The sequence below is a fragment of the Neisseria sp. HMSC03D10 genome (assembly GCF_001807625.1).
GTDB lineage: Bacteria > Pseudomonadota > Gammaproteobacteria > Burkholderiales > Neisseriaceae > Neisseria > Neisseria mucosa.
The window spans coordinates 1-9,100 of record NZ_KV789542.1 but is presented as its reverse complement, the minus strand read 5'-3'; the positions used below and the strand labels follow the sequence as shown (position 1 = coordinate 9,100).

The window sequence follows — 9,100 nt, the reverse complement described above, 5'->3', positions numbered from 1 at the left end:
TGGGGTGCAGTTCAGTTTTCAGACGACCTTTTATAGTAAATTTCAAATAAAAATATCTTCGCCGTCATTCCCGCGCAGGCGGGAATCCAGACCTGTCCGAACAGGAACTTATCAGGTAAAACGGTTTCTTCAACTTTACGTTCCGGATTCCCGCCTGCGCGGGAATGACGATTCGGGTATTTTTATATCGAATCCACTATATTTTTACCTTAACCTTACCATCAAGCCGCGTTGTCGAAGCCGCTGTGGCGCAGCAGTGCGTCTATGCTCGGTTCGCGTCCGCGGAAGGCTTTGAAAGATTCCGCCGCGCTGCGGGAGCCGCCGACGGCGAGGATTTCCTGCCAGAAGCGTTTGCCTGTGGCGGCGACGTCGTCGCTTTCTTCAAAGGCGGCGTAGGCGTCGGCGCTGAGGACTTCGGCCCATGCGTAGCTGTAATAGCCTGCGGAGTAGCCGCCGGCGAAGATGTGGCTGAAGCTGTTGGCGAAGCGGTTGTATTCGGGCGGTTGGATGACGGCGACTTCTTTGCGTACGCTGTCTAAAACCTGTTGCCAGTTTTTCAGACGACCTCCGTTGTCTTCGCTGTAAATGGTCATGTCGAAGAGGGCGAACTCCATCTGGCGGACGAGGAACATGCCGCGTTGGAAGTTTTTGGCGGCGAGCATTTTGTCGAAGAGTTCTTTCGGCAGGGGGGCGCCGGTTTCTTCGTGGGCGGACATTTGTGCCAAGACGTCGTATTCCCAGACGAAGTTTTCCATAAACTGGCTGGGCAACTCGACGGCGTCCCATTCGACGCCGTTGATGCCGGATACGCCCAGTTCGTCCACTTGGGTGAGCAGGTGGTGCAGGCCGTGGCCGGTTTCGTGGAAGAGGGTGAGGATTTCGTCATGGGAGAGGCGGGCTTCTTTGCCGCCTACGGGCGGGGTGAAGTTGCAGACGAGGTAGGCGGTGGGCAGTTGCAGCGTGCCGTCGGCGAAGCGGCGGCGGCCTTTGTAGTCGTTCATCCACGCGCCGCCGCGTTTGCCTTCGCGGGCGTAGAGGTCCATATAGACGCCGCCTATGGTTTTGCCGTTTTGCTCCAGCTCGAAGTAGCGCACGTCTTTGTGCCAGACGGGAACGGTTTTTTCGGCGAATCCGATGCCGTAGAGTTTTTTGATTTGGGCGAACAGGCCTGCCAGGACTTTGCTGACGGGGAAGTATTTTTTGACTTCGGTTTCGCTGAATGCGTATTTGGCTTCGCGCAGTTTTTCGCTGGCGTAGCTCAAGTCCCACGGCTGCGGGTCGGCGAGGTTCAGGCGATCGCGGGCGAAGGCTTTGACTTCGGCGAGGTCTTTTTCGGCGTAGGGTTTGGCGCGGCGGGCGAGGTCGTGTAGGAAGGTGAGGACTTGTTCGGGCGTTTCCGCCATTTTAGTTGCCAGCGACAGCTCGGCGTAGTTTTTGAAGCCGAGCAGTTTGGCGGTTTGCAGGGCGTTTTCGAGCGTGCGGTTGATGTTGGCGGTGTTGTCGAATTTGCCGTCGTCTGAAAGTTCGCTGGCGCGGGTAACGTAGGCGCGGTAGATTTGTTCACGCAGTTCGCGGTTGTCGGCGTATTGGATGACGGCGAGGTAGTGCGGAATCTGCAAACCGATTTTGTAGCCTGTTTTGCCTTCGCTTTGCGCGGCGGCGGCAAACATGGCGAGCGAGTCTTCGGGAATGCCGGCAAGCGGTGCGGCGTCGTCAAAGTAGAGGGCGAAGGCGTCGGTTGCGTCTAAGACGTTTTGCGAGAATTTGGCGGAGAGTTGCGCGCCTTCGGTTTGCAGTTTTGCCAGCTCTGCCTGCTGTTCGGGCGGCAATTCCGCGCCGCTGAGGACGAAATCGCGCAGGTCGTGGTTGAGCTTGGTTTGCTGTGCGGGGGAGAGGGTGGCGAATTCGGGGGAATTTTTGATGGTTTTGAAGCGGTTGTACAGCTCGATGTCTTGTCCGATTTCGGTGAAGAAGACGGTGATTTCGGGCATCAGTTCGTTATAGACGGCGCGCAGTTCGGGCGTATCGACGACGGAGTTGAGGTGCGACACGACGCCCCAAATCCTGCCGACGCGTTCGGTAATGTCGGTCAGACGCTCGACGGTGTTTGCCCAGTCGGTGTGCGTTTGGGCTTTGACTTCGGCAATCTGCGCGCGCGCTTCGGCGATGGCGGTTTGCAGGGCGGGTTTGATGTCGGCGGTTTGGATGGCGTCGAAACGGGGTTCTTCGCCCAAATGGAGCAGTACGTTGTTGGTCATGGATGGGATTCCTTTGTGTGGGTGGCGGGTTCGGACGGAGGTCGTCTGAAAAATGGCTGCCGCCTGAGTCAATGGGAAAATGGGGATAATGTGTGTCTGGGTTTTAGGTTTGCCGTTCGGGCGAACCGATTGTGTTTTCAGACGACCTCTTTGCATTCGGGGTCGTCTGAAAACGACGGGGCAAACGATAGGGGAGATATAGTGCCATCACGTCAGGCTTAAAGCGTCTTTCCCTGTTTTTACGCTATTCTGCGCCGCGCGGGTTGGATTTGAGCGGGGCGGCGAGGTCGAGGCTCATCGGTGTGCCGGCAGGGGCGAAAACGGCTTGTGCGATATTGGTTTGCAGCGAATCGGCAAACGCGCCGCGGTAGATTTTCGCGCCTTGGTGGGTTAGGTTGGATTGGACGTCGACATAAACTTCGCCGCCGATTTGCTGCCACAGGCGGCAGAACGTGTAGTCTTCGGAAAGGTAGCGTTTGCTTTCGGGATCGACCATGCAGTCGAAGAAGCGGTAGTGCAGCCCTTTGTCTTCGCGTTTGTAGTCACTGTCGGAGATGTAGTTCAGCTCGGGGTAGGCGGCCATCATTTTTTCAAACACGCTGCGTTTGATGACCATGAATCCGGTCGGCGCGTCATCGACTTTCATAAAACCTTCTTCATCGACGCGCAGGACGATTTCTCCGTTTTCGTTTTTATCGCCTGTGTTGACGGTGTAGGCGGTGTACATCCGCTCGAAATCTGCTTGGGTCGTGCCGGCGGGAACGCCTTCGTCAGGCCAGTTTTCGCGTTTCAACGGATAAACGCCGGCAACGACGTCTTTGTCTGCCAAAAGCAGGCGGTAGAACGCTTCGGCGGAGAAGCCAATGTCGGAGTCTATCCAGAAGAGGTGCGTCCATTCTTGGTTTTCCAAGAAGGTCGCCACGCAATTATTGCGCGCGCGGGTAATCAGGCTCTCGCCGCGCTGCATCATCACTTGCAGCGGCCAGCCGTTTTGCGCGCTGGTGTTGACGATGTTGAGCAGCGAAAGGACGTAATTGTGGAAATATTTCCCGTCGTGGCTGGGGGTCATGATGACGGGGTACATTTGCGTAAGGGCGGATTCGGGCAACATAGTATTTTCCTGATTGTTAATAGATTATGGGGTTAAGCTTGAGGGTTTAGCAGGCGGTATTGTACGCGCAAAAACTCATCCAGCACCGCCTGCTGGATTTCTAAACGCTTCGCCACGGGCGAGGCATAGCGCACGATGATAAGGTACACCTTGTCGTCATGCGGCACGCGGGTTACGCGCGGCTGGGCGGCAGGGGTGATAAACAGCTTCTCCGCCTGAACGTTTTCCAAATGCCGCTGGATGGCAGGCACATAAGGTTGGCACAAAGGCTCCAATACGGCTTTCAGACGACCTGCAATCACATCCGAATCCAAATGAATCGGCACGGGAATTTCCACCGTATGAATCACATAATCGCCCAAAATATTGTCGCGGCGGACGGAGTGGTTCAAAAGCAGGCTGTTGGGAAACGACAGCGTTTTACCCGAAAGTTGACCGACCAGCGGGTTCGGACCGATCTGCATCATCAGCGTGTTCAAAAGATTAATATCGACCACGCGCCCGCGCAGGCCGTTGACCTCGATATAGTCGCCGACCGAATATTGTTTCGTTACCGAGCGCAAGATGCTGCCCGACAAACACATAATCAGTTCCTTCGTCGCCACCACAATCGCCGCCGCTACGGCAAACATCGACAGCGCCAGCGTCTGAATTTGTGTCGCCCAAATTACCGCCAATCCAAAAATGGTCAAAATCAGCGTCAGATTGCGGCTGAGTACCAAGGAGCGGCGTTTTTCCTCGATACTGTAATGAGGATGGCGGCGCAGATAAAGGTTCAGCAAAATACCCCGCAAAACCAGCAGCGCCACCACCATCAGCATCGATTCCACCACCTCCTCGCGTACCGGCAGAGTATGCAGCCATTGCCGTACTGTGTCCCACATAGTGAAAAATCCTATATTTATCTTGATATTGTTTTCAGACGACCTATACGCACCATCGGCACAAGCTGCCAAGCCGTCTAGGAAATGACATTATAAATGATAACGAATGGGGAGGTCGTCTGAAACATCCGCAAGAGTCATAACATCGAAATGGCGCGTTCAGACGACCTTTAAAGCCTATAATGATATACCGTAACACTATGTTAATAAAGAAGAAATTGTTTACTGAACTGCCAAAAAAGGATAACATAGAGACCGTAACCTAAAGGGTTTGAATTAACCATCGATAACGAGGAATCAAAATGACTTGCAAAATCCACGATCATCACGACCATACCCATGGCGCCGGTTGCGGCCATACCGCCATCAAACATGACGACCACACCGACTATCTGCACGACGGTCATCTGCACCACGAACACAACGGTCATTACGACGAACACAGCTTAAGCGTCAATGAAACCAACCCTGACGGCTGCCATCCCGTCGATACCTGCAACGGTCACGTTCACGGCGAAGGCTGCGGCCACGAAGCCGTACCGCACGGCGATCACACCGACTACATCGTCAACGGTCGCCTGCACCACCAACACGGCGACCACTGCGACGATCACGGTCCGGTTGAGATTGTGAAGTAAGCAGTTTTTAAAGCTTAGGTATAAAAAGGTCGTCTGAAATACATTTAGGTTTTCAGACGACCTTTTTACACTGTGTATGACAAAAAACCTGCCCGAATCGTCGGGCAGGTTTGCTTATGGTTGAACCGAGTCGAATTAGTTTTTGTCCAAGTCGACCAGTTTGTTTTTGGCAATCCAAGGCATCATGGAACGCAGTTGTGCGCCGACTTTCTCGATTTGGTGATCGGCAGTCAGGCGGCGGCGGGCGGTCATGCTGGCGTAGTTGACGGCACCTTCTTGGATGAACATTTTGGCGTATTCGCCGGTTTGGATGCGTTTGAGGGCGTTGCGCATGGCTTCGCGGGATTTGTCGTTAATGACTTCCACGCCGGTAACGTATTCGCCGTACTCCGCGTTGTTGGAAATGGAGTAGTTCATGTTGGCGATGCCGCCTTCGTAAATCAGGTCAACGATGAGCTTCATTTCGTGCAGGCATTCGAAGTATGCCATTTCGGGCGCGTAGCCTGCTTCGGTCAGGGTTTCGAAGCCGGTTTTGATCAGTTCGACCACGCCGCCGCACAATACGGCTTGTTCACCGAAGAGGTCGGTTTCGGTTTCTTCGCGGAAGTTGGTTTCAATCACGCCGCCTTTGGTGCCGCCGTTGGCTGCTGCGTAAGACAGGGCGATGTCGCGGGCTTTACCGCTTTTATCTTGGTAAACGGCGATCAGTGAAGGCACGCCGCCGCCTTTGAGGAATTCACTGCGTACGGTGTGGCCGGGGCCTTTGGGGGCGACCATAATCACATCCAAGTCGGCACGCGGTACGATTTGGTTATAGTGGACGTTGAAGCCGTGCGCGAAAGCAAGTACCGCGCCTTGTTTCAGGTTAGGCTCGATTTCGTTTTTGTATACGACGGGTTGGTTTTCGTCGGGTAGCAGAATCATCACTACGTCTGCTTTTTTGGTGGCATCGGCTACGGACAATACTTCGAAGCCGGCTGCTTCTGCTTTTTTCCAAGAGCTGCCTTGGCGCAGGCCGACTACTACGTTTACGCCTGAATCTTTCAGGTTTGCCGCGTGGGCGTGGCCTTGTGAGCCGTAGCCGATGATGGCGACGGTTTTACCTTTGATCAGGGACAGGTCGGCGTCTTTATCGTAATAAACTTGCATTTGATTTCCTTTGGATAAAATGGGTTCCGGCTTTGTGTTGAGGATGCCGGACGGTTGGATTGAGGGTAAAGGGTTAAACGGAGAGTTCTTCCATCAAAACGATTTCGAGCGCGTCGGTTTTGCCGTCGATGGCTTTAACGAAACCTTGGAAATGTTCGCTGGCGTTGTGCGCGTCGATAGCTGCTTGGGATTTCCAGTTTTCGACGAAGACGAAACGCTCGGGTTTGCCGATTTCCTGATGCAAATCGTAGCTGATGTTGCCTTCTTCCGCGCGGCTGGCTTTGACCAGGCTTTGGAAAAAGGGTTTCAGCGTTTCCGTGTATTCGGGTTTGACGGTAACCAGCGCGACGATTTTAATGTTTGACATCAATCTCTCCTGCCGTTTTTGTTTTCAGACGACCTCCTAGGTCGTCTGAAAAACCGACGGCGTTAAATTTTCAAAATACGCTCGCCACGGCCGATACCGGCTGCGCCTGTGCGTACGGTTTCCAAAATCTGGGCGCGTCCGACGGTTTCGAGGAAGGAGTCGAGTTTGTCGGTCGAACCTGTGATTTCGATGGTGTAGCTGCGGTCGGTTACGTCGATGATGCTGCCACGGTAGATTTCGGTCAGGCGTAAAAATTCGTCGCGGTCTTTGCCGACGGCGCGGACTTTTACCAACATCAATTCGCGTTCGACAAAACGGCTTTCGTTCAAATCGACCACTTTGACCACCTCAATCAATTTATTGAGTTGCTTGGTGATTTGTTCGATGACTTGCTCGTCGCCATGGGTAACGATGGTCATGCGTGAAAGGGTTTTGTCTTCGGTCGGGGCTACTGCCAAGGAGTCGATGTTATAGTCGCGAGCGGAGAAGAGGCCGACCACGCGGCTCATCGCGCCTGATTCGTTTTCCATCAGAACAGATAAGATATGTCGCATTGTCGTTCTCCTTACGCTTTCGGGTTTTCGCGCATATGCGGCGGCAGGACCATTTCGTCCAAACCTTTGCCGTTGCCGACCATGGGCAGCACGTTTTGTTTCTTATCGGTCAAGAAGTCGATAAATACCAGACGGTCTTTTTGTTTGACCGCTTCCAAAAGCGCGCCTTCAACATCGGATTTTTTGTCCACGCGGATGCCGATATGTCCGTATGCTTCCGCCAGTTTGACGAAATCGGGCAGAGAATCGAAATAGGTTTCCGATTCGCGGTTGCCGTAATACAGCTCCTGCCATTGGCGGACCATGCCGAGGTAGCCGTTGTTGAGGGTAACGACGTTTACCGGAATGCGGTATTGGAAGCAGGTGGACAATTCTTGGATGTTCATCTGAATCGAACCTTCGCCGGTAATGCAGAACACGTCTTGATCGGGGGCGGCAAGTTTCGCGCCCATCGCATACGGCAAACCTACACCCATCGTACCCAAGCCGCCGGAATTGAGCCATTGGCGCGGGCGTTCGAACGGATAATATTGCGCCGCGAACATTTGGTGTTGTCCTACGTCCGAAGTGATGATGGCGGAGTTGTTGGTGATTTCGGCAAGTTTCTGCACGACGTATTGCGGCTTGATGATTTCGCTGTCGTTGTCAAACCACAGACAGTCGCGCGAACGCCATTCTTCGATGCTTTTCCACCATTTGTCCAATGAATCGGCGGCAGGCGCATCCTGTTTGCCCCACAATGCAATCATTTCGGACAAGACGTTTTTCACGTCGCCGACAATCGGAATATCGACTTTGACGCGTTTGGCGATGCTGGACGGGTCAACATCAATATGAATGACTTTTTTGGCTTTTTCAAAGAATTTGGACGGAACGGATACGACACGGTCGTCAAAACGCGCGCCCACTGCCAACACGACATCTGCGTTTTGCATGGCGAGGTTGGCTTCGTAAGTGCCGTGCATACCCAGCATGCCCAAGAATTGGCGGTCGCTTGAAGGGTACGCGCCCAGCCCCATCAGTGTGCCGGTACATGGTGCGCCCGTCATGCGGACAAACTTCGTTAGCTCTTCCGAAGCATTGCCCAATACCACACCGCCGCCGAAATAAACGACCGGACGTTTGGCGGAAGCCAACATTTGGATGGCTTTTTTAATCTGCCCGATATGGCCTTGCACGACAGGTTGGTAAGAGCGGATAAAGATGTCTTCCTGCGGATAGCTGAATTTCGCCATCGCCTGCGTTACATCTTTGGGAATATCGACTACGACCGGGCCGGGTCGGCCGCTGGCGGCGATTTGGAATGCCTTTTTAATGGTCTCGGCAAGCTCGTTGACGTTGGTTACCAAGAAATTGTGTTTGACGCACGGACGGGTAATGCCGACCGTATCCACCTCTTGAAACGCATCCGTACCGATGAGCGAATTGCCGACCTGTCCGCTAATGACCACCATCGGAATCGAATCGCTGTATGCGGTGGCGATGCCTGTCAGCGCATTGGTCACGCCCGGACCGGAAGTAACCAGCGCGACGCCGACTTTGCCGCTGACGCGCGCATACGCATCTGCCGCGTGTACCGCCGCCTGCTCGTGTCGGGTCAGGATGTGCTTGAATTTATTGAGTTGGAAAATAGCGTCGTAGATTTCGATGACTGCGCCGCCCGGATAGCCGAAAACGTACTCTACACCTTCGGCTTTGAGACTTTGCACTATGATTTGTGCGCCTGATAATTGCATAATGACCTCTTTTATATGGTTTCAAACCAATAGGGGCAACCCGCCTCGCCACAGCACCTGTAATGCAAGCCCTCCAAGCAGCGGTTTAGGGTACGCGCATTGAAGAAACACGGCGACAGTCAAACTGTCCAATCAATTGGGATGAAACACAGAGTTTATGAATGAAAGAATGCAAACGATAACGCAAACTGTCTATTCAATCAAGACAAAATCTTTCATCTTTTAACGTTGTTTGAATATTGTGAAGATTGCTTTTTGATTTTTATAGGATAAATATGATTTGGGTTTCTTGTATCTCGTATCTTTGTTCATAAAATTGTTGACATTTTAAATGTAGGATTGAAAGGTGCCTTCTCAGTTTGATTCATAAGAAAAGGTCGGCGGATTCGCATTTGAAGTGCAA

General features: G+C 53.2%; 8 protein-coding genes. 1 reads left to right on the top strand and 7 read right to left on the bottom strand.

The window, feature by feature from the left end; all coding sequences use genetic code 11:
* Positions 1 to 221: 221 nt before the first annotated feature.
* The 3 genes from HMPREF3066_RS06515 to HMPREF3066_RS06505 form a co-directional block, all read right to left on the bottom strand.
* Positions 222 to 2,258, bottom strand: a complete 2,037-nt coding sequence (locus HMPREF3066_RS06515; protein ID WP_060975268.1) for a M3 family metallopeptidase — start codon at positions 2,256 to 2,258, stop codon at positions 222 to 224.
* 244 nt (positions 2,259 to 2,502) lie between these two features.
* On the bottom strand, positions 2,503 to 3,369 hold the full coding sequence (locus HMPREF3066_RS06510; protein ID WP_060975269.1) for a hypothetical protein: 867 nt from the start codon (positions 3,367 to 3,369) through the stop codon (positions 2,503 to 2,505).
* Between the two features lie 32 nt (positions 3,370 to 3,401).
* Entirely contained in the window at positions 3,402 to 4,253 is an 852-nt protein-coding gene (locus tag HMPREF3066_RS06505; RefSeq protein ID WP_060975270.1) for a mechanosensitive ion channel family protein, read from the bottom strand.
* Between the two features lie 302 nt (positions 4,254 to 4,555).
* Between HMPREF3066_RS06505 and HMPREF3066_RS06500 the strand changes: the two genes are divergently transcribed.
* Positions 4,556 to 4,891 carry a hypothetical protein gene (locus HMPREF3066_RS06500; protein ID WP_049226098.1) on the top strand — a complete coding sequence of 112 codons (336 nt, stop codon included), beginning with the start codon at positions 4,556 to 4,558 and terminating at the stop codon, positions 4,889 to 4,891.
* Between the two features lie 135 nt (positions 4,892 to 5,026).
* On the opposite strand, the gene ilvC is transcribed toward HMPREF3066_RS06500, so the two are convergent.
* The 4 genes from ilvC to ilvB all read right to left on the bottom strand — a co-directional run bounded on the left by ilvC (position 5,027) and on the right by ilvB (position 8,697).
* On the bottom strand, positions 5,027 to 6,040 hold the full coding sequence (ilvC, locus tag HMPREF3066_RS06495; protein WP_060975271.1) for a ketol-acid reductoisomerase: 1,014 nt from the start codon (positions 6,038 to 6,040) through the stop codon (positions 5,027 to 5,029).
* Positions 6,041 to 6,113: 73 nt separating this feature from the next.
* Complete coding sequence (locus tag HMPREF3066_RS06490; RefSeq protein WP_060975272.1) at positions 6,114 to 6,407, bottom strand: putative quinol monooxygenase; 294 nt, start codon at positions 6,405 to 6,407, stop codon at positions 6,114 to 6,116.
* Between the two features lie 62 nt (positions 6,408 to 6,469).
* Entirely contained in the window at positions 6,470 to 6,961 is a 492-nt protein-coding gene (ilvN, locus tag HMPREF3066_RS06485) for an acetolactate synthase small subunit (RefSeq protein ID WP_003766119.1), read from the bottom strand.
* An 11-nt stretch (positions 6,962 to 6,972) separates the two neighbouring features.
* A complete protein-coding gene (ilvB, locus tag HMPREF3066_RS06480) occupies positions 6,973 to 8,697 on the bottom strand; it encodes a biosynthetic-type acetolactate synthase large subunit (protein WP_060975273.1) in 1,725 nt (574 codons plus the stop codon).
* Positions 8,698 to 9,100 lie beyond the last annotated feature (403 nt).